The sequence below is a fragment of the Streptomyces sp. SCPE 10 genome, assembly GCF_051980735.1.
Lineage (GTDB): Bacteria > Actinomycetota > Actinomycetes > Streptomycetales > Streptomycetaceae > Streptomyces > Streptomyces misionensis.
In genome coordinates this window covers 7,302,259-7,322,105 of the sequence record NZ_CP197069.1, presented here as the reverse complement: position 1 = coordinate 7,322,105, position 19,847 = coordinate 7,302,259, and the positions used below count along the sequence as shown (strand labels likewise).

At 72.0% G+C, this 19,847-nt stretch carries 19 protein-coding genes and 2 pseudogenes; 15 read left to right on the top strand and 6 right to left on the bottom strand.

Annotated features, from left to right (window positions below; genetic code table 11):
* Positions 1-885 (bottom strand): CBS domain-containing protein, encoded by an 885-nt coding sequence (locus ACSP97_RS33185; protein WP_440555724.1) that lies wholly within the window; start codon positions 883-885, stop codon positions 1-3.
* A 167-nt stretch (positions 886-1,052) separates the two neighbouring features.
* Between ACSP97_RS33185 and ACSP97_RS33180 the strand changes: the two genes are divergently transcribed.
* The 14 genes and pseudogenes from ACSP97_RS33180 to ACSP97_RS33115 form a co-directional block, all read left to right on the top strand.
* On the top strand, positions 1,053-1,490 hold the full coding sequence (locus tag ACSP97_RS33180) for a hypothetical protein (RefSeq protein WP_358682268.1): 438 nt from the start codon (positions 1,053-1,055) through the stop codon (positions 1,488-1,490).
* A gap of 149 nt (positions 1,491-1,639) precedes the next feature.
* Entirely contained in the window at positions 1,640-2,416 is a 777-nt protein-coding gene (locus tag ACSP97_RS33175; protein ID WP_355529061.1) for a hypothetical protein, read from the top strand.
* Positions 2,403-3,824: a V-type ATPase 116kDa subunit family protein gene (locus ACSP97_RS33170; RefSeq protein ID WP_440555722.1), complete on the top strand. Its 1,422-nt coding sequence runs from the start codon at positions 2,403-2,405 to the stop codon at positions 3,822-3,824. The genes ACSP97_RS33175 and ACSP97_RS33170 overlap by 14 nt, the downstream gene beginning before the upstream one ends.
* A 4-nt stretch (positions 3,825-3,828) precedes the next feature.
* Positions 3,829-4,242 (top strand): ATPase, encoded by a 414-nt coding sequence (locus ACSP97_RS33165; RefSeq protein WP_355529055.1) that lies wholly within the window; start codon positions 3,829-3,831, stop codon positions 4,240-4,242.
* Positions 4,239-4,472, top strand: a complete 234-nt coding sequence (locus ACSP97_RS33160) for a V-type ATP synthase subunit F (RefSeq protein WP_355529052.1) — start codon at positions 4,239-4,241, stop codon at positions 4,470-4,472. Before ACSP97_RS33165 ends, ACSP97_RS33160 begins: the two co-directional genes overlap by 4 nt.
* Positions 4,469-4,978: a hypothetical protein gene (locus ACSP97_RS33155; protein WP_391871183.1), complete on the top strand. Its 510-nt coding sequence runs from the start codon at positions 4,469-4,471 to the stop codon at positions 4,976-4,978. The genes ACSP97_RS33160 and ACSP97_RS33155 overlap by 4 nt, the downstream gene beginning before the upstream one ends.
* Before the next feature lie 119 nt (positions 4,979-5,097).
* Positions 5,098-6,774, top strand: a complete 1,677-nt coding sequence (locus ACSP97_RS33150; protein ID WP_440555719.1) for a V-type ATP synthase subunit A — start codon at positions 5,098-5,100, stop codon at positions 6,772-6,774.
* Entirely contained in the window at positions 6,771-8,165 is a 1,395-nt protein-coding gene (locus tag ACSP97_RS33145) for a V-type ATP synthase subunit B (RefSeq protein ID WP_440555717.1), read from the top strand. Before ACSP97_RS33150 ends, ACSP97_RS33145 begins: the two co-directional genes overlap by 4 nt.
* Complete coding sequence (locus ACSP97_RS33140; RefSeq protein WP_440555715.1) at positions 8,162-8,809, top strand: V-type ATP synthase subunit D; 648 nt, start codon at positions 8,162-8,164, stop codon at positions 8,807-8,809. The genes ACSP97_RS33145 and ACSP97_RS33140 overlap by 4 nt, the downstream gene beginning before the upstream one ends.
* Before the next feature lie 365 nt (positions 8,810-9,174).
* Positions 9,175-9,465, top strand: coding sequence for a DUF1918 domain-containing protein (locus tag ACSP97_RS33135; protein WP_358275051.1), 291 nt, complete (start codon positions 9,175-9,177; stop codon positions 9,463-9,465).
* Positions 9,449-10,327: a universal stress protein gene (locus tag ACSP97_RS33130; RefSeq protein ID WP_358274893.1), complete on the top strand. Its 879-nt coding sequence runs from the start codon at positions 9,449-9,451 to the stop codon at positions 10,325-10,327. The genes ACSP97_RS33135 and ACSP97_RS33130 overlap by 17 nt, the downstream gene beginning before the upstream one ends.
* A gap of 30 nt (positions 10,328-10,357) precedes the next feature.
* Positions 10,358-11,347, top strand: a complete 990-nt coding sequence (locus ACSP97_RS33125; protein WP_391871187.1) for an Acg family FMN-binding oxidoreductase — start codon at positions 10,358-10,360, stop codon at positions 11,345-11,347.
* Positions 11,348-11,610: 263 nt separating this feature from the next.
* Positions 11,611-11,858: pseudogene (locus ACSP97_RS33120) on the top strand (TrkA family potassium uptake protein); the annotation flags it as partial.
* Positions 11,855-12,010, top strand: a pseudogene (locus ACSP97_RS33115) (NAD-binding protein); the annotation flags it as partial. The pseudogenes ACSP97_RS33120 and ACSP97_RS33115, both read left to right, overlap by 4 nt.
* Before the next feature lie 352 nt (positions 12,011-12,362).
* On the opposite strand, the gene ACSP97_RS33110 reads toward ACSP97_RS33115, so the two are convergent.
* From ACSP97_RS33110 to ACSP97_RS33090, 5 genes are read right to left on the bottom strand one after another with little or no spacing between them, the layout of a single operon-like run.
* A complete protein-coding gene (locus ACSP97_RS33110) occupies positions 12,363-12,842 on the bottom strand; it encodes a hydrogenase maturation protease (RefSeq protein WP_355529033.1) in 480 nt (159 codons plus the stop codon).
* Complete coding sequence (locus ACSP97_RS33105) at positions 12,839-14,185, bottom strand: Ni/Fe hydrogenase subunit alpha (protein WP_440555711.1); 1,347 nt, start codon at positions 14,183-14,185, stop codon at positions 12,839-12,841. Before ACSP97_RS33105 ends, ACSP97_RS33110 begins: the two co-directional genes overlap by 4 nt.
* A 25-nt stretch (positions 14,186-14,210) precedes the next feature.
* Complete coding sequence (locus ACSP97_RS33100) at positions 14,211-15,059, bottom strand: oxidoreductase (protein ID WP_358274885.1); 849 nt, start codon at positions 15,057-15,059, stop codon at positions 14,211-14,213.
* Between the two features lies 1 nt (position 15,060).
* A complete protein-coding gene (locus tag ACSP97_RS33095; protein ID WP_358274883.1) occupies positions 15,061-15,879 on the bottom strand; it encodes an FAD/NAD(P)-binding protein in 819 nt (272 codons plus the stop codon).
* The gene (locus ACSP97_RS33090; RefSeq protein WP_355529021.1) at positions 15,876-17,063 is read right to left on the bottom strand and encodes a 4Fe-4S dicluster domain-containing protein; all 1,188 of its coding nucleotides are present in this window, start codon (positions 17,061-17,063) and stop codon (positions 15,876-15,878) included. Before ACSP97_RS33090 ends, ACSP97_RS33095 begins: the two co-directional genes overlap by 4 nt.
* 423 nt (positions 17,064-17,486) lie before the next feature.
* Between ACSP97_RS33090 and ACSP97_RS33085 the strand changes: the two genes are divergently transcribed.
* Positions 17,487-19,820 carry a heavy metal translocating P-type ATPase gene (locus tag ACSP97_RS33085; protein WP_388295311.1) on the top strand — a complete coding sequence of 778 codons (2,334 nt, stop codon included), beginning with the start codon at positions 17,487-17,489 and terminating at the stop codon, positions 19,818-19,820.
* Positions 19,821-19,847: the final 27 nt, after the last annotated feature.

Genomic DNA, 19,847 nt, shown 5'->3' with positions numbered 1-19,847 from the left:
TCAGGCGGCGGTGAGCAGGTTCTTCACCTCGACCACGTCGCAGATCTCCTCGACCTCCGCCACCAGCCGGGCCAGTGTCGCGGAGGGCATCCGGCCGGACAGCTCCACAATGCCGTCGTGCACGGCCACATCGACGTTTTCCCGGTCACCCGGTGGGCAGCATGCGGCGATCGTCGCCTCGACCTCCGTCCGGATACCGGCGTCGTCCCTGATGAGCGACTGCAGCAGCGCATCACAGCGTACGACGCCCACCAGGCGGCCCTCGCGGTCGGTGACGGGCATCCGCTTCAGCCGGGACAGAGCGGCGAGCCATGCCGCCTCGGTGACGGTCGCGCCCGGCAGCACCGTGATCGCTGGACTTGTCATCAGGTCGGCGGCCAGGTCCCCACGGGCCTTGCCATGGATCCGGCGCTCGCGCAGCCTGCCGATGGGGCCGGGCCGGTGTCCGGATGCCTCGAAGGCGACCTTGGCCAGCAGGTCGGACTCCGAGACGACGCCGACCACATGATCCTCGGCATCCACGACCGGGAGCGCGCCCACGTGCTCGCGTGCCAGCGTGCGGGCGATGTCACGGTAGGGCAGGTCTTCGCCCAGGGAGGCGGCGGGCATGTCCATCACGTCCCGCACCAGCAACGGCCCCGGCCCGGACGCGGATGCGGACTGCGGCGTGAGCGGGGCGGACGGAGATGCCAGGCGGGCCGTGGCGCTCGGCAGAGCCGTCTGGGCCTGCGCTTCTGTACCCGCGTGCTTGGCCGCGGCCGTGGCCACGGCACCCAGATAGCGAAGCAACGTGTCGTGCCGTGCTGTTTCGCCGGGGCTGGAGGGGCGGGAGGGCACATCACGCCGGACCTCGGTCCCCGCGGAGAAGTTCTCGTGCTCGTTCACGGCGGCCTCCAGACTCCGTCGAGTTGCCTACCGTCCCAGTCTTCCGCCCCGTCTTCCCGTGCCAAGAGCCGAACGGCCCTGGCGGAACGGCATGACGGCCCTGTCCGATGCGGGCCGGAACGGCAACGGTGAGACTGGAAGAGCAGCCGACCGGCAGGAGGCCGCCGATGAGCCTGCGGGACTTCCTGGAACGATTCCGTCCGGTGGGCACGCCGGGAGCGTCCGCCACCGGTGTGCCCGCCGACCGTACGGCAGAACGCGCCGCGGAACTGGAACCCGCCCTCGCCCGGCTGGCGGGCGTTCAGCAGGAGGCGGCGCAGATACGGGCAGCCGCTGAGCGGGAGGCCGAGGCCCTTCGGCAGAACGCCGCACGAGAGGCGGCAGGCATGGTGGAGGCCGCGCGGAAGCGCGCTCCCGAGGTTCGCCGAGAGGCCGCGGAACCCCACCTGCGGGAGGCACGGCATGAGGCGGCCGCCCTCCGCGCCGCCGGAGACCGCACTGCCTCGGCGATCCGCGAGCGGGCCTTGGAGCGTATGCCCCGTCTCGTGGATATCGCTGTGACCGATGCCCTGCGCCTGACAGACGGGGAGCGGGAAGAGCCATGAGTGCCGGGTGGGTCGCCGGAGCGGTGCGTGCAAAGGGCCTCGTCGGCCGGTATCCGGGTACCGACGGGGCACGGGAGATCGCGTGTGGTCCGACACTCGACGACGCCCTGCAGCGCCTGGCGACCACGCCCTATGCAAGGTACACACGGATGGCGACGGACTTGCGCCAGGCGCAGCGGGCGGTGTCCGCCACCCTACTGTGGCATCTGCGGGTACTGGCCGGCTGGCTGCCCCGGGGCGGTACCCGCCTGCTGGTTCCGCTCGCCGCCGGGTTCGAGATCGCCAACGTGGCCTCCCGGCTGCCTGCATCCGACGGTCGCCGCGCGGAGGCCTTGGAGCCCTACCGGCTCGGCGCCCTGGAGACCGCCTGGCGCAGTCTGGAACACGCCGGGACACCCGCACAGACACGGGCGGTGCTCACGGCCTCGCCCTGGGGCGACCCGGGCGGCGACACGCCGTGGGCCCTGGTCACCGGCATGCGGATGGCCGCCGCGCGCCGCACCGCTGTCGCCGTACCGCCCGCGCGGCGCTCGGCCCAGGGACGCGCCGTCCTGCTGGCAGCTCGTGAGCTGTTCGTGCATGAGCGCTCCCTTGAGGAGCCGGTGCTGCGCGATGCGACGCGGCTGCTGGGGAGGCGGGGGACGGCCGCCGCCACGTACGAGGAGTTCCGCGCGTGTCTGCCTCCGTCCGCGGCATGGGTCCTGGAGGGCATCGACGAGCCGGGTGACCTGTGGCGGGCGGAGGCGCGGTGGTGGCGTACGGTGCAGGCGGACGGCGCGGCGCTGGTGCGTCAGGCCCGATACGGGCCCCGGGTGGTCGTCGGTGCGGTGGCGCTGCTGTCCGTGGACGCCTGGCGGGTGCGGGCGGCGCTGGAGTCGGCGGCGCGCGGAGGACGGCCCGGGGAGGTGTTCGATGCCCTGGTCTGAGGCGGTGACGCCGGTCCGGATGCGCCGTGTTGCGGTGATCGTGCCGCAGGCGGCCCTGCGGGCCGCTCTGGTGCGGATCGCCGAGGAGGGCTGCGTGGAACTGGACCGCGCCGAAGAAGCGGCTCCGGGGGCGGCGACCGTGCGACTACAGCGGTTGCGGGGACGGGGCGCAACGGTCGGCCCCGAATGCGCCCGGACAGCGCTCTTGGCCGCCGCCGCGCCCGATCTCGACCTTCTCGAACGCGAGGAAGAAGTCGCACTGCTGGCGGGCGAGGCCCAGTTGGAGGAGCGCGCGGAGGGCGCGGTACGGCAGGGAGAGGTGGCCGCGCTGGCCGGGTGGTGCCCGGCCGCCGAGGTACCCCGCGTTGCGGGACGGCTGGCCGCTACGGGAGGCGCGCTGCTGCCGCTGCCGTCTCCGCGCGGAACCGATCCGCCGACGCTGCTGCGGCCGGGCCGGGCCGCCTCCTTCACCCCGCTGGTGACCACGTACGGTACGCCCGCCTACGCGGACGTCGATCCCTCGTGGCCGGCGGGCCTCACTTACGTCGCAATGTTCGGGATCATGTTCGGCGACGTGGGGCACGGGGCGCTGTTGGTGCTCGGCGCGGTCGCGTTGCGCCTCGGGTGGCCGCGCCGGTTGGCCGGATTGGGCCGGTTGTGGCCGTTCCTCGCGGGTGCGGGCGTCGCTTCCATGGTGGCCGGGGCCGCCTACGGCGAGTTCTTCGGGCCCACGGGTCTGCTGCCGGTGCTGTGGCTGAGCCCGCTGGAGAGTCCCGCCCGTCTGCTGGCCGCCGCCGTGGTGTTCGGTGCTGGTCTGCTGGCCCTGGCACACGCCGCCGGAGCGGTGAACCGGGTGCGTGAGGGCGGCTGGGGCTCCGCCCTGTACGCGGCGTCAGGCTGCGCCGGGCTGATGTTCTATCCGGGCCTCGCTCTGGCCGGTACAGGTGTGGTCCTGCACCGGCAGGCTCCGGCCGTCGCCGGAGCCGCCCTTGCCGTGACCGGGCTGGCGCTGGTGGCGTCCGGTCTGTTCCGGGCCACCGCGGGCGGTGGTGCGGGACTCGCCGAGACGGCGGTACGGCTGTTCGACGTCGTCGTGCGGACCGGCACCAACACGCTCTCCTTCGCCCGGCTGGCCGCCTTCGGCCTGACCCATGCCGCTCTCGCGGATCTGGTGTGGCGCGGAACGACCGGCCTGGCCGGGCGTGGGGCCGCCGGAGTCGCGGGCGCCGCCGTACTGTTTGTCGTGGGCACGACCGTTTCCTTCGGTCTGGAAGCCCTGGTGGCCGGTGTGCAGGCGCTGCGGCTGGAGTTCTACGAACTCTTCTCCCGGCTCTTCGACAGGGAGGGCCGTCCGTTCCGTCCCTGGCACGTTCCCCGGCGGAGCCTGCCGATCCCGCTACGAAGGTGATCCCATGCTCACCTGGCTGATCGCCCTTCCCGTCCTGGTCGCGGTGCTCGGCGCCGTCCGGCTGCTGCGGCAGCGCCGGACCAGACACGCCTTCCGCTGGCTGCTCGCCGCGAACCTCACCCTCCTGGGCGGCGCCCTGGTCGTCCTCGCCACCGCGTTGACGGGGCCGGCACAGGCCTCGGCGCAGGCCACCGGATCCGGAGGGGTCAACGGTTCCGCCTTGATCGGGGCGGCTATCGCAGTGGCCGGCGCGTCGATAGGAGCCGCGATAGCCGTCGCCTACACGGGCGCCGCGGCACTGGCCGCGTTGAGCGAACGGCCGGAGATGTTCGGCCGGACCATGGTGATCGTCGGTCTGGCGGAGGGCATCGCGGTGTACGGGCTGGTGGTCGCGATCCTGCTGATCGGAAAGGCATGACGATGGCCACTGTGGCCGCCATCGGTACACGGACCAGCGTGTCCGGCCTGGCGCTGGCGGGGGTCGACGTGCTCGTTGCGGAGGATCCGAACGCCGTCCGCCGGGCCTGGTGGACGCTGCCCCGCACGGTCGGCCTCGTGATCCTCACGGCTGAGGCCGCCGAAGCGCTGGGCGGCGCGGCGACGGCGCCGGACCCGTCCAGGCCGCTGACGGTGGTGATGCCCGGATGACCGCTCCCGTGGACGCGCTGAGCCCGGTACGCGCCGAGTTGCTGCGCTCGGCACGGGCCTCGGCCGACGCTGTACGGGACCGTGCTCGGGCCGATGCGGAGGAAACCCTGCGCTCAGCCCGCGCCACGGCCGAGGCGGTGCTCGCCCGGGCCCGGGACCTCGGCAGTGCCGAGGGTGCCGCCGGGGCGGCTCGGGAACGGGTGCGGGCGGTCCAGGATGCCTGGGCGGCGGAACTGGCGGCCAGGGCCGAGGTCTACGCGGCACTCAGGGCTGCGGTCCACGCAGGCGTGCGAAGGGGATTCACGGAGGACGCGTCTCTGCGGTCGCGCTGCGCGCAGGCCGCACGAAAGCTGTTGGGTCCGCAGGCGAGGGTCACGCCAGCCTCGCAGGGCGGGGTGACGGCCGAGGTGCCCGGCCGCCGGGTCGACCTGTCTGCGGACGCCCTCGCCGATCGCGCCCTGGACCGGCTCGGTGCCCGGGCCGAGGCGTTGTGGGAGCCGGCATGACCAGCCGCGGCAACCCTTCGTCGGACTCGTCGGGCAGGCATACGCTTCCGCGGATCACACCCGGCGCTCCGCCGGACGGCGCGGACCGCCCACGAGTCCTCCGCGTCGCGGGTCCTCTCGTGGAGATCACCTGTCCGCCCACGGTGGCCATGCACGACCTGGTCGTGCTGGGTGCCGCCCGGCTGCCGGGCGAGGTGGTCGCCATCCAGGGCGACACGGCCACCATCGAGGCGTACGAGTACACCGGCGGGCTGGCCCCCGGGCACCCTGCGGAGCCCCAGGGCCGCCCCCTGTCGGTGCGGCTGGCACCGGATCTGCTCGGCGCCGTGTTCGACGGGCTGCTGCGCCCTCTGGCCGGCAGCGGCGGCCTTCTCCCGGCGAGCGGACCGACGACGGCTGAACCGGACCGACGCACCTGGTCGTTCACTCCGCGAGTGGCCGAGGGGGCGCCGCTCGCGGCCGGTGACGTTCTCGGGGAGATCGACGCGGGCGTGCCGCTGCGCCTCCTGGTCCCCCCGGACCTGTCGGGTGAGGTGACCTGGATCGCGGCGGCCGGCGATCACTGTTCAACCGGCGTGCTCGCCGTGGTGGGCGGCCAGGAAGTGCGGATGGCGCAGTCCTGGCCGGTGCGCAGACCCCGACCGGTCGCGCGGCGGCTGCCGGCGGACGTGCCCCTGAACACCGGGCAGCGGGCCGTCGACCTGATCTTCCCGGTGGCACGTGGCAGTACGGTCGCCGTGCCCGGCGGCTTCGGCACCGGCAAGACCATGCTGCTGCAGCAGATCGCCAAGTGGTGTGACGCCGACGTCATTGTCTACGTCGGCTGCGGCGAGCGCGGCAACGAGATGGCAGACGTCATCGAGGAGCTGGCGGAGCTGACCGATCCGCGTACTGGGGGCCGTCTGGCCGAACGGACCGTGACGATCGCGAACACCTCGAACATGCCGATGATGGCCCGCGAGGCCGGCGTGCACACGGGCGCGACGGTCGCCGAGTACTTCCGCGACATGGGCCTCGACGTCGTTCTGATCGCCGACTCGACCTCCCGCTGGGCGGAGGCGCTGCGCGAGTTCGCCTCCCGTATGGGCGAGCTCCCTGCCGAGGAAGGCTATCCGGCGGGACTCGCCTCGCAACTGGCCGCGTTCTACGAGCGGGCTGCCGCCGTGCGCACCCTCGGCGGGACGACCGGCTCGGTCACCGTGATCGGCGCGGTGTCTCCACCGGGCGGTGACCGCACCGAGCCCGTCACCGCGCACACCGAGCGTTTGGTGCGCTGCCTGTGGAGCCTGGACCGCGATCTCGCCTACGCACGCCACTACCCGGCCGTGTCCTGGTCGGAGTCCTTCTCCCGGGACGCCGCCACGCTGGCCGCCGCCCATGCGCGTGCCGGTGACGCCGAGTGGGCCGAGCGGCGTGCCCGTGTGGTGCGGCAGCTGGCGGAGGCGGACCGGCTGGCCGACATCGTCGAGCTGGTCGGGATCACGGCGCTGCCGCCCCGGGAACGGATCAGTGTGCTCGCCGGCCGGCTGCTGCGCGAGGCTGCGATCCAGCAGAACGCGCTGTCCCCGGCGGACGCCTACAGTGCGCCCGAGAAGACGGCGGCCCTGGTGGAGGCCGTGCTGACGGTTGTCGACCGCTGCCTGGAACTGGTGGACTCCGGCATTCCTGCGGATTCCGTCGAAGCCGTCGACTTCACCCCTCTGCTGCGGGCGCGCGAGACGGCGGGCCCCGCCGAGACCACTCCGGTGGCCGCGGCCCGCGACACCGTGCTGGCCCGGCTCAAGGAGGCGGCATGACCGGCGCCGTGGGCATCGAGTACGCGGGGGTGCGGGATCTGCGTGGTCCGCTTCTTTTTGTCGAGGGGGTGAGCGGGGTCGGGTGGGACGAGTTCGCCACGATCGCCCTCGAATCCGGTGAGCGACGGCACGGCCTGGTCCTGGAAGTGGATCGCGACATGGCGGTGGTGCAGGTCCTGGAAGATACGGCCGGCATGAACCGCACCGGCACCCGCGTCGCATTCTCCGGCACGCCACTGCGGATCCCGGTCGGTGCGGGGTGGCTGGGACGGGTGTGCAACGGGCGGGGCGAGCCGGCGGACGGAGGTCCACCGGTGCTGGGCAGGTCGTACGCCCTGGTCGGCGGCGCGCCGATCAACCCGGTACGCCGGGAACCGCCCAACGATGCGGTGCTCACCGGTGTGGGCGCCGTGGACGTGCTCACCACGCTGGTGCGGGGCCAGAAGCTGCCGGTGTTCTCGGCGGCCGGGCTGCCGCACCTGGAACTGGCCGTGCAGATCGCCGCTCAGGCGACGTGCGGAGGTGAGCCGTTCGCCGTCGTGTTCGCCGGTATGGGACTCACCCATGCCGACACGGTGTCCGTCCGCGACGGGCTGGCGGCACGCTCGGCCGCGAGGGAACTGGTCCTGCTCCTCAACACCGCCGACGACCCGGTGATCGAACGGCTGCTGACCCCGCGACTCGCCCTGACCGTGGCCGAGCACCTGGCGTTCAGCGTGGGTCGTCACGTCCTGGTGGTCATGACGGACATGACGGCCTACGCGGAGGCGCTGCGCGAGGTGTCCGCCGCGCGTGGCGAGATTCCGGCCCGCCGGGCCTATCCCGGATACCTCTACAGCGACCTCGCGTCCCTCTACGAACGCTGCGGCCGCATCAGGGGGCGGCCGGGGTCGGTGACCATCCTGCCGGTGCTCACCATGCCCGCGGGCGACATCACCCACCCTGTCCCGGACCTCACCGGCTACATCACGGAAGGCCAGATCGTGCTGTCCGCCGAGGTGCAGGCGGCAGGTACGTATCCGCCCGTGGATCCGCTGGCCTCGCTGTCGCGGCTGATGCGCAAGGGAACCGGAGCTGGACGCACCCGCGCGGACCATCCCGCCGTCGCGGCACAGTTGATCGCCGCGCTGGCCCGGTCCCGGCAGGTGCGCCAGCTCGCCGACCTGATCGGACGCTCGGCGCTCAGCCCGACGGATCTGCGCCATCTGGACTTCGAGGACGCTTTCCGGCACCGGTTCCTGACGCAAGGCGTCGACGAGAACCGGTCGCTGGACGACTCGCTGGACCGGGCCTGGGAGGTACTGCTGACTCTGCCGCGCAGCCAGCTCGGCATGCTTCCGGCCGACCTGCTCGACGCCCACGCTCCGCCGCAGAACCCGGAGGGACGATGAGTCCGCGGGCGCGCCGGGTCCCGGCCGGACGCGCCGGGCGCCTGCGGCTGCGTCGCAGCCTCGCCACCGCGGTGCGCGGGGCGGACCTCCTGGAACGCAAGCTCCGGCTCCTGCTGGACCGGGAGCGCATGGCACGACGAGCGGCTGAGGACGCGGGCCTGGTATGGCGACGGAAGCTGGCCGAGGCGGAAACATGGCTGGTGCGAGGTGTGCTGCTCGGCGGCGAACGCGCGCTGGCCGAGGCAGCGCCGGTGGAGCGGGCACGCGTCGACGTCCAGTGGGGCGTGCTGATGGGCGTGCGCCACCCGGCAGCGGTCGGCTGGACAGACCCCGTCCGCTCCCCGTGGGAACGGACCCCGTCCAACACCGCCCTCGCGCACGCCGAGACGGCCTACCGTGCCGCGGCCCGCGCCGCGGCGGAACTCGCCGCCCACCAGGCAGCCGCCGAGCTTCTGGCGTCCGAGGCCGTACGGACGCGGCAGCGGCTCCGCGCACTGCGCCAGCACTGGATTCCTCGCCTGCAGAACGAACTGGCGGCAGCAGAGCTGGCGTTGGAGGAAACGGAACACGAAGAAGCGGTTCGGCGCCGATGGGCCGTCGGCCAGAGTGACCCTGCGGCCGAACGGCCCACGCCCGGGACCTGAGGTCCCTTTCGTCCTGAGCGGTCGCGGTCAGACCGGACACCAGGAAACCGAGACACTCGGCGGCGATCACCATGTCCGACGTCGCCACCACCGACCTCTACGAAGTGACCATGGCCATGCCCTACCTCCGGGAGGACATGCGGGCCCCAGCCACCTTCAGCCTCGTCGTCCGCGCCCCCACCCGGCCGGGGTACGTGCTGAACCAGTCCCTCCTCGGCGCACACACCGACCGTGCCCGTGCAAGCGCAGGGTCGACAGGGCCGTCCCGGGGACCAATGGCCCCTGGCAGGCCGACAGCCCCGAAGACTTCCATGGAGACGGCGGCGGCGTTCCCTCCACGTCACAGCAGGGAGGAGGCGAGGGCGATGCCCGCTCCCGCACCACTGACGAAGAACGACCAGGCCGTACCGACTACAGGCATGGAGGCGACAGGCGCCTCGATGCGCGCCCGCGTCGGCGACGAGATCGTCGTACGGGGGACCGCGGCCGGAGTCGTCGCACATGACGGCGAGATCGTCGGCCTCCAGCACGCGGACGGGAGTCCGCCCTACGGCGTGCGCTGGGCCGACAGTGGACGGGTGCCCCTGTACCTCCCAGGTCCTGATGCCTGCATTCGCCATCTGGTGATCGGAGACGGCCATGTCCGGGCCCGTTGACCGCCGGCCGATCGTGGTGGGTCTCGATCCTGACCCCGGCCATCGGATGGCGCCGGCCTGGGCGGCCGACGAGGCCGCCCGTCGGCGGTTGCCGTTGCGCCTGGTCCATGTCGAGGGCATGCCCACCGGGGGCTACCGCGGGCGGGAAGTCCCCCCGTCGTGGGAGGAGTGGAACGAGGCGCTGCACAAAGCCGGCCAGCAGGTGCTGGAGGAGGCCGCGGTCTTCGTCACGACCCGGCACCCACAGCTCGAGGTGGGGTCTCTGCTCGCGGAGGGCGACCCCGTGTGGGTGCTGCGCGAGCAGAGTCGCGACGCCGCCGCCGTAGTGCTGGGATGTCGCCACCTGAGCCGCAGGCAGGAGGTGTTCGGCTCGCACTCGGTGGCCCTGCCGGTCATGGCCCGTGCGCACTGTCCCGTGGTGGTCGTTCCCGAGCCGGAACACATCACCCAGGAGCCGGCTTACTTCGTCGTCGGCGTCGACGGCAGCGAACACTCCGCCGCCGCTGTCGACGTGGCGTTCGAGGAGGCGGCCCTGCGCGGCGCCGAGCTGCGGGCCCTGCTCGTCTGGGAGCCCGGACCGCTCCGGATCTTCGACGAGTACGAGCCGCAGCAGGAGTGCCGCCGCTTGCTCTCCGAGATCACGGCAGGCCGCCATGCCCGCTTCCCCGAGGTCGACCTGCGTCACGAAGTGGTCCTCGGGCATCCCGTCGAAGTTCTCACCGAAGCTTCGGCGCACGCCCTGGGTCTCGTGATGGGAACCCGGGGCCGTGGAGGTTTCACCGGCATGTTGCTGGGCTCGGTCAGCCAAGGCGTGTTGCACCACGCCGCCTGCCCTGTCATCGCCGTTCCGGCACCGGGGTGAAACCCAGGTCCGGCACGAAGGGAAGCAGCCATGACCGCAGAACCCCCCGACGTGAAGACCGTCACCGCACTCGTGGCGGACGCCGCCGCAGCGCCCTCCCTGCACAACGCACAGCCCTGGACCTTCCGCTACCTGCAAGACATCGGCGTGCTCCGCCTGTACGCCGATCCGGAACGCACCATGCCGCGGGCCGATCCCGACAATCGGGGCCTGCACATCGGTTGCGGCGCCGCGCTGCTGAACCTGCGCGTGGCCGCCGCGGCAGCGGGCCTGGCGCCCCTGGTCCGCCTGCTGCCCGACTCGGCCTACCCGGACTTCCTCGCCGAAGTACATCTGTGCGGCACCGCACCACCCGACGGCATGCTCGCTCGGCTGGGCGCTGCGATCCGGCGCCGCCACTCCAGTCGGCTGCCCTTCCGCGACGAGGAAATCCCCGGCGCGATGCGGGAGGGGCTGTCCGAAGCGGCCGGCGACGAGGGGGCCCAGCTGTTGTTCCCCGGTGCATGGCATGCGCAGTCGATCCTGGAACTGGTGCGGGACGCAGAGGGCAGAGAGGCACTCGCGCCGGACGTGCGTGAGGAAACGGCGCGCTGGACGCACACGGGGCTGCCCCATGCCGCTGGGATGACCGACGGTATCCCTGGCGAGGCGTTCGGTCCCCGGCAGCGCGGCACCTCGGCTCCTGTACGTGACTTCGCCGTCGGCCGTGCGATGCCCGGCCGTGGCTGGGCGCCCTTCGAGAAGAACCCGAACATCGCCCTGCTGGGCACGGCTCGCGACGGGCCCGTGGACTGGCTCGTGGCCGGTCAGGCACTGGAGCGGGTGCTGCTTCGGGCCACCACCGACGGCCTCGTCGCCTCGGTCACCTCGCAGCCCCTGGAATGGCCTGAGATCCGGTGGGCCGTCCGCGACCCCCTCTCGTCCATGGCACACGTCCAGATGGTGATCAGGCTCGGCTACGGCCCCGAAGGCCCCGCGAGCCCACGTCGGCCGGTGGCCGATCTGCTCGACATTCTCTGAACACCCCAGCGGACAGCATCGGGCACTGAGGAGTGGTCGCATGAAGGCTTCTGGGGCGATGACCGCAACCTGGAGGTGGCCTGTCGGACGTTCCGTCGCCGATCGTCAGCACGCCCACCACGCAGGGCCGCCCGGCCCCCTTCGGAGACCGGAGCCCCGCATGAGCCCTGACCCGGCTCGGCAGGCGACGGCCGTCCTGCGCGAGGGCGGACCGTCGACCGACGTGACGACGACGGCGCCACCGGATCTGCGAGACACCCCCACACATCGTCAGCGCGCGGACCGCCAAGGAGACGTACCGCGTCCCGATCGTCCTCGCCCGCATCCAAGACCCGAGCCGCGCGGACACGTCGACGGCGAGATCCGGGTCGTAGAGATCACCCGTGCCGGTCGCTCACTGCTCCCCGCCCACGGTGTCCTGGCAGAGCCCGGTGACCTGGTCACCTTCAGCGTCGCCGCGACGGCTCTCGCCCGGCTGAGCGGCTTCCTCGGCAAGGAGCTCGGAACGTGAAGGTCCTGATCGCGGGCGCGGGCCGGCTCGGCACCCGGATCGCCCAGGTACTGTCCGCCGCCCGAAACGACGTCACCCTCGTCGAGAACGACGAGGGCCGGCTGGCCGAACTCGGCGACCTGCCGCACGTACGCGACGTAGTGGGGGACGCCTGCGAGCCGGCACTGCTCGAGCACGCGGGAGTCCTCGCCTGCGGCCTCGTCATCGCAACCGGAGTGGGACGAGTGGCCGCGCGTGTCAACGAGGAGGAGAACGCCTGGCTCTTCGACCAGCGGTGGGGCGTGGACGTGGCCGTGCCCGGGGCCACACCGCTGATCTCCCTGATCGCCCGGGACAGCACACCTAGGGTCTTTCGTTTGGATCAGGCCGGATCAGGGAGCGGGGTCTGGTGCCGTGCATCGCAAGGCGGAGGAGGGCGACATGGCGGAGCCATGGCAACCGACGACAACGCCGCGAGGCGCGGTGCCAGGGCCCGCGAGCCCGGCAAGATCCAAACGAGAGGCCCTAGTCCTCGTGGTTCGATCCGTAGGCCTGCCGAACGGAAGCGGCGACCCGTTCGATCAGTTCGGGGAGCGCCGACCGCACCGCTTCGCTCAGGGGCGCGCCGAGTTCGACGTCCGCCACCTCCATGGCGTACACCACGAGCCTCTGCGGCAGCTGTCCGAGTACCTCCGCCAGCGCAAGGCACTCCCCCAGACCGAGCGCATGGGTGCTCGCCGTAGCTGCTGTCCGGGAGGCAGCGTCCGCCGCTGTCAGAGTGTGCAGCTCCCCCGGCCGGGCCGGCCGTGCCCGGAGGGATTCCACCACAACCACCGTGTCCGCACCGCGCCACAGGTCGAGCATCCGTGCGGGTTCGCCGTCGCTGACCGTCAGGACGGTTCCGTCCGGGACACGGTCCCGCAAGGCCTCCACTGTCGCCGGGCCGACCCCGTCGTCTCCGCGCAGGGTGTTGCCCACGCCGATCACCACGACCCGGCTGTTCATCGACGTTCCACGGTCAGATCGAGGAAGTGGGCGGCACAGGAGATGCAGGGGTCGTGGTTGCGGATGGCGCGTTCGCACAGATGGGTGAGCTCTTCGTCGTCGGCGGCGGGCCCGGCCGCATCCAGTCGCGCTTGGACCGCCTTGCGCACGTCCTCCTCGATGGCCGTCTGGTTCTGGGCCGTGGGTGGGATGATGCGGGCCTCGGTGAGCGTGCCGTCCTCGGCGAGGGCATAGCGGTGGTACAGCAGGCCCCGGGGCGCCTCGGTGGCTCCGGAGCCGACACCCTGGCGTGCCGGTACCTCGACAGCCGACCGGGGAGGTCGTTCGTACCCGTCGATGATCCGCACGGCTTCCTCGATGGCCTGTACCACTTCCACGGCGCGTACAACGATGCTCCGGAAGGGGTTGTCGCATACGGCGCCGGCCAGCGGGTCGCCCAGTCCGGCCTCTCGTGCCGCCTCGGCGGCCACAGGATGCAGCCACCGGCCGTTGACCGCGTAGCGGGCCAGCGGACCTGTGAGGTAGCGGCGGCTGTCGAGAGTGGCCGTCAGGGCCGTGGAGTGGGGTACCTGTGCTTCCCGGACGTGCTGTTCGAACTCGGACAGGGGGAACTCGCTCGGCGCCCCGCCGTGGCCGTCGGCGGTCATGACCGCCGGTGTTCCGGAGTCGATGGCGTAGCGGCCGGGATCACGCAGTGCGAACAGGTCGTGGTCACATACGGCGTCCGGAAAGTCGAACGCCGCCACCCAGCGGACGGTTTCCAGCGCGTCCTCCCGGGCTTGCCGCAGCCGTTCCGCCAGTGGACGGAGTTCATCCGGTGCAGGCGTCCGGTAGAAACCGCCGATCCGAACGTTCACGGGGTGAATGGGGCGGCCGCCCAGCTGTTCGAGGATCGCGTTGCCGGTCTGTTTCATCCGCAGGCCTCGTTCGACGGCGGCACGCTGATCGCGGGCGAGTTCCACGACGTCCGCACGGCCGACGAAGTCCGGGGCATGCAACAGGTAGATGTGCAGGGTGTGGCTCTCGATCCACTCGCCGCAGTACAGCAGACGCCGCAGTTCCGCGAGCGGGCCGTCCACCGTGACACCGCACGCGTTCTCGATCGCCCGGCAGGCGCTGATCTGGTAGGCGACCGGGCAGATGCCACAGATACGAGCGGTGATGTCGGGCGGCTCGGTGTGGCCCCGACCGGTCAGGAATGCCTCGAAGAAGCGCGGCGGTTCGTAGATGCGAAGCCGTGTCTCGGCGACTGCGTCCCCCTCGACGCGCAGGTGGAGGGACGCCTCGCCTTCCACCCTGGCCAGCGCGTCCAGGCGCAGGACGCGGGTTTCGCGATGGTTCATGCGAGCCTTTCCGGGTGGCGGTCCGTCAGGCCGGCGGGCTCTGCTGCTCCTCGGCCGCAAGGTCGGGTACGGAGGCATATTCCGGCGACGCGGCGTTGAAGGTGCGGAAGACACGCTGGATGTCGCGCTCGCTCATTCCGTCGCGGCGCAACTGCGCGATCATGGAGCGCAAGTTGGGTTGGCTCGACGGCCCAAAGCAGCCGTAGCAGCCGCGCCCGTAGGCGGGGCAGATGGCGCCGCAGCCGGCATGTGTGACCGGGCCCAGACAGGGGGTGCCGTGGGCGACGGTGATGCAGGTGGTGCCGCATCTCTTGCACTCGAAGCAGACGCTGTGGTTGGAGATCTGGGGCCTGCGTCCGGCCAGAAAGGCGGTGATGACTTCGAGGAGTTGGTGGCGGTCGACAGGGCAGCCGCGCAGTTCGAAATCCACCGGCACGTGGGCCGAGATCGGTGTCGAGGTCTCCAGGGTGGCGATGTACTCCGGCTGAGCGTAGACGGCGGCGAGGAACTCGTCGACGTGGGCAAAGTTGCGGAGGGCCTGTACGCCGCCCGAGGTGGCGCAGGCCCCGATGGTCACCAGATACCGGGAAATGCGGCGGACGTACTGGAGCCGCTCGGCGTCCTCGGCGGTGGTGATCGACCCCTCGACCAGGGAGAGGTCGTAGGGTCCCCGGCCCTCGAGCCGCGCGCGTGTCCGGTCGGCGCCCTCGGCCGGGGTCATCTCCAGGAAGTGGTCGATCCGTACGCGTTCGGTAAGGCCGAGGAGTTCGTCCTCGCAGTCGAGCAGCGTCAGCTGGCAGCCGTCGCAGGAGGCGAACTTCCACACCGCGAGCGTCGGCCGTGTGCGGATGACCGGGCCGAGATCGGTGAGCATGTCACAGCTCCCTCATGAGGAGCAGGTCTGCCACGCGGTCGTAGCCGACGACCGGCCCGTCCCGGCACAGCAGGAGCGGACCGAGCTGGCAGTGGCCGCAGTGGCCGGTGGCGCAGTGCATGTTGCGTTCCAAGGACACCTGGATGCGGTGCGGGGCCAAGCCCCGTGCCATGAGGTCGCGTGCGGTGTATCGCATCATCGCCTCGGGTCCGCACACCAGCGCGCAGGTCCGTTCGGGGCGCAGGTGGATGCGGTTCAGGAGCGTGGTGACCACGCCCACCGCACCCTGCCAGCCCGGGCCGGGCCGGTCGACGGTCACCTCCACCCGGGCCTGACCGCGCCAGCACTCGGTCTCGTCCCGATAGACCAGATCGGCGGGCGTACGAGCTCCGACGAGTACCGCGAGGCGACCGCGCGCGGCCGGCCGGCGCAAGAGCTCGTGTACGACCGGTCGCAGCGGAGCCAGCCCGATGCCTCCGGCGACCACCAGCACATCCTGGCCCGCTGCCGCTGCGAGGTCCCAGCCGGTGCCGTACGGCCCGCTGAGCCCGACCGTGTCCCCCGGGCGCAGCCGGTACAGCGCGGTCGAGACAGCGCCCACAGCGCGGACGGTGTGCACGAGACCCCCGTGGCGGCCCCGCAGCGCGCTGGCGGAGACGGGCACCTGGCCGATCCCGAAGGTGTAGATCATCGCGAACTGCCCCGGTGAGAAGGGCGCCAGGCCTTCTCCTGCCGGTACCAGCTCGATCGACCGGGTGTCGCCGGTCTCGTCCCGGGTATCGGCGACCCGGTACGGCAGCGGGGGCGTCACGGTGCTCATGGTGGCTCCGGTGCGGATGCCGGCCGCTCCCCGGACCGCGTCCAGTCGTACAGGGCGGCCGCTTCCTCGGTGATGTCGATACCGACCGGACACCACACGATGCAGCGTCCGCAGCCCACACAACCGGACGACCCGAACTGGTCGTACCAGGTGCCGAGTTTGTGGGTCATCCACTGCCGGTAGCGGCTGCGCGAGGAGGCGCGGACCGGACCGCCGTGCAGCTGGGAGAAGTCCAGGTCGAAGCAGGAGTCCCACAGCTGCCACCGCTCCGCGTGGTCCCCGGTGAGGTCGGTGACGTCCTCGGTGGTGGTGCAGAAGCAGGTGGGGCACACCATGGTGCAGTTGCCGCAGGTCAGGCACCGCCCTGCCACGTCGTCCCAGCGGGGGGCGTCAAGCGTTCCGGCCATCAGCTCCCGCAGGTCTGCCTCGGGCATGGTCCGGCCCATGTGGTCGGCCGCGGCCGTGACGCCTGCGCGAGCCGTTTCCCTGGTTTCCGGGTCGGCCGGACGGCCGGGCAGTTCGGCCAGGATCTCCGCACCTTCCCGGCTGCCGTCGCGGACCCAGAAGCGGTGCCCGTCCTCGTCGACCACTTCCGTCATCACCAGGTCGTAGCCGGGACCGGCAGCTGGTCCGGTGCCCATCGAGACGCAGAAGCAGGTGGCGCCGGGCTCCGTGCACTCGACCACGATCAGCAGGGCCCCGGAGCGCCGCCCCTCGTAACCGTGGTCTCGGTACGCCCCACCGGTCAGTACCCGGTCCTGGACGGCGATCGCCCGCAGATCGCAGGGGCGCACCCCCAGGAAGGCATACCGAGGCGGCGTGGCCTGGTCGGGCGTGAAAACCAGCTTGCCGTCCTCGCGGTCGGCGCTCCACTGACGCACCCGCGCCGGGTGCAGGAAGGACTTCCACGACTGGGGGCCTGCCGCATTCGCGAAGGCCGCTCCGTCCGGCCGCTCCCGCAGCCGGTACCGACCCGCCTCCAGCTCCACTCCCCACCCGTACGGCAACTCGTCGGCCGACCGCAGTTCCGTCAGCACGATGGCACCGTCCCGCGCGGTGGGTCCGATCACGGTGAAGCCGCGCCGGATCAGCACCTCCACGAGCGCGGCCATGCCGTCCTTGCCCATGACGAGCCCGTCGGACGCGGGCGGCCGGGAGGCGTTCACATCGGCGTCGGCACTCATGACCGGCCTCCTTCGGCACAGCGGATGGCACGTAGACCTCGCCGTCTCCTCAAGTCCAACGATCGCAGCATTTCCCGTGCGGCGCCGCGCCGACAGAGCCAGGTGGGCAGCTGCGGGGCCCATTGGTCCCGGCCGGTCCCGGCCGGCCTTCTGCAGCGGGAGCACCGGAACGGGACCGGTGCCGCGGCCGGGTTGCTCCCCGGTCTCGGAAACCTGACGAAGTTCACCCGAAGCCTGGGTTCTCTCTGAAAACCGCAGCACTGTTTGGCCACGGCTCGTGCCGACGAACCGAGCGCAGTCGGCCGGACCGACGTTCGGCCATGCAGGAGGGACGAACGTCCCCTGCCGCACGCCCTGGCCATCGCGATGTCATGAGGAAGGACTGATCCGGGAGCCATCGCGACGGCCGGACCGAGGTATGCCATGAACGACCGTCCCACCCTCACAGCACGGCTGTGCCACCAGATCACGGCGCTCGTGTCCTCACGGTACGAACCGGCCTTGCTGACCGTCACCGCGGCGGCCCTGACCGCCGGCGGTACGGCCTGGCTCATCGGTGCCGGCCCGCTCGCCGACCTGTTCTGGACGCTGGGCACGCTGTCGGCCGTCGTCCCGGCGGTGGCATGGGTGCTCGCCTCGTTGCGGCACGGTCACGCGGGCGTCGATCTGATCGCTGTCCTCGCGCTCGGCGGCACGCTGGCCGTTCACGAGTACCTGGCCGGTGCCCTGATCGCGCTGATGCTGGCCACCGGCCGCACTCTGGAGGCCGCGGCCCAGCGCCGCGCCTCCCATGACCTGCACGCCCTGCTGGAACATGCCCCGCGGTTCGCGCGCCGCCGGGCCCTCGGCGGGGTGACCACGGTGCCGCTGGCCGAGGTCGCTGTCGGGGACCTGCTCGTCGTCGGCCCGGGCGAGGTGGTCCCCGTCGACGGGCGGGTGGAGGGCGTTGCCGCCGCCCTTGACGAGTCGGTGCTCACGGGCGAGCCCCTCCAGGTCGAGCGGACCCAGGGCGACTCGGTGCGCAGTGGTGCGGTCAATGCCGGCGGCGCCTTCGAGCTGCGTGCCACGGCCACCGAGCAGGACAGCACCTACGCCGGAATCGTGCGGCTGGCCCGGCAGGCCGGTGCCGAGTCCGCGCCGGTCGTACGGCTGGCCGACCGCTACGCCGCCTGGTTCCTCCCGCTGAGCCTGGGGGTGGCGGGACTGGCGTGGCTGGCCGGCGGCTCCGAGGTGCGCGCGGTCGCCGTCCTGGTGGTCGCCACCCCGTGTCCACTGCTGCTGGCCGCTCCCGTGGCCATCGTCTCGGGTCTCTCTCGCGCCTCTCGCCTCGGCGTCGTCATCCGTGACGGCGGCGCACTCGAAAACCTCGGCCGCGCCCGCACGCTGCTGCTCGACAAGACCGGGACCCTCACCCGCGGCCGCCCCCGCGTCCTCGACGTGACCGCCGCCCCCGAGACCAGACCTGCGGACGTCCTTCGCCTGGCAGCCTCCCTCGACCAGTACTCGCCGCACATTCTCGCCCAGGCCATCGTCGACGCATCCAGGGAACGCAAGCTGGAGCTGTCGGCCCCGGCGGACGTCACCGAGGAGCCCGGCCGGGGCGCCACGGGCACCGTGGACGGGCGCCGGGTCTCCATCGGCCGTATCGACACCGCGGGCGCACGGCCGGCCTGGGCCGGAGCGGTCGATGACCGCGCCCTCCTCGACGGCGCGGCCGTCGCCTGGCTCACCGTCGACGGAAACCTGGCCGGCGCCATCCTGCTGCGCGATCCATTGCGCCAGGACGCGCCGCGCACCCTGCGGCACCTGCGGGCGGCGGGCATGGAACGGATCCTGATGCTCACCGGTGACCGCGCGGCGCCCGCCCGTGAAGTCGGTGCCGTCCTCGGTCTGGACGACGTCCGCGCGGAATTGAGCCCCGCCGACAAGGTCGCCGCTGTCCGCGCCGAGCAACGGCACGCCGTCACCGTGATGGTCGGGGACGGAGTCAACGACGCCCCCGCCCTCGCCGCCGCCGACATCGGCGTGGCCATGGGCGCCCGGGGATCCACTGCCTCCTCCGAGGCCGCCGACATCGTCCTGGTCACCGACCGTGTCGACCGCCTCGCCGACGCCGTCACCATCGCCCAACGCTCCCGGCGCATCGCCGTCCAAAGTGCCCTCGGCGGCATGCTGATGTCCCTGGCCGCCATGGCCGCGGCCGCCATCGGCCTGCTTCCACCCACTGCCGGCGCTCTGCTCCAGGAGGGAATCGACGTGGTCGTCATCCTCAACGCCCTGCGCGCCCTGCACACCGACCGGGCAGCCCGACCGGCCCTCAGCCAGGAAGCCGAAGCCCTCATCCACCGCTTCGCCGCCGAACACGACGACCTCCAGGACGTCCTCGCATCCGTTCGCGACTCCGCCGACCGCCTCTCGGACTCCCCGGGCCCACAGGCCCTGGAAGCAGTCGAGGAGACCCACCGGCTGCTCGTCGAGCGGCTCCTCCCGCACGAGTACGCCGAGGAACACGAGCTGTACCCAGCCCTCTCGCCGACGCTCGGTGGCCCCGAGGCCACGGCCACCATGAGCCGTGCCCACACGGAAATAGAACGTCTCTCCCGCCGCATCGCGACCCACTTGCAACTTGCCCACGCGAGCGGGGGCCTCTCCCCCGAGCAACTCGACGACCTGCGCTCCTGTCTATATGGCCTGAACACCGTCCTGCACCTGCACTTCACCCAGGAAGAGGAGAACTACTTCTCCCTCGCTCCGTGAGCGACGGCAGCACCGGTCTCCTCGTTC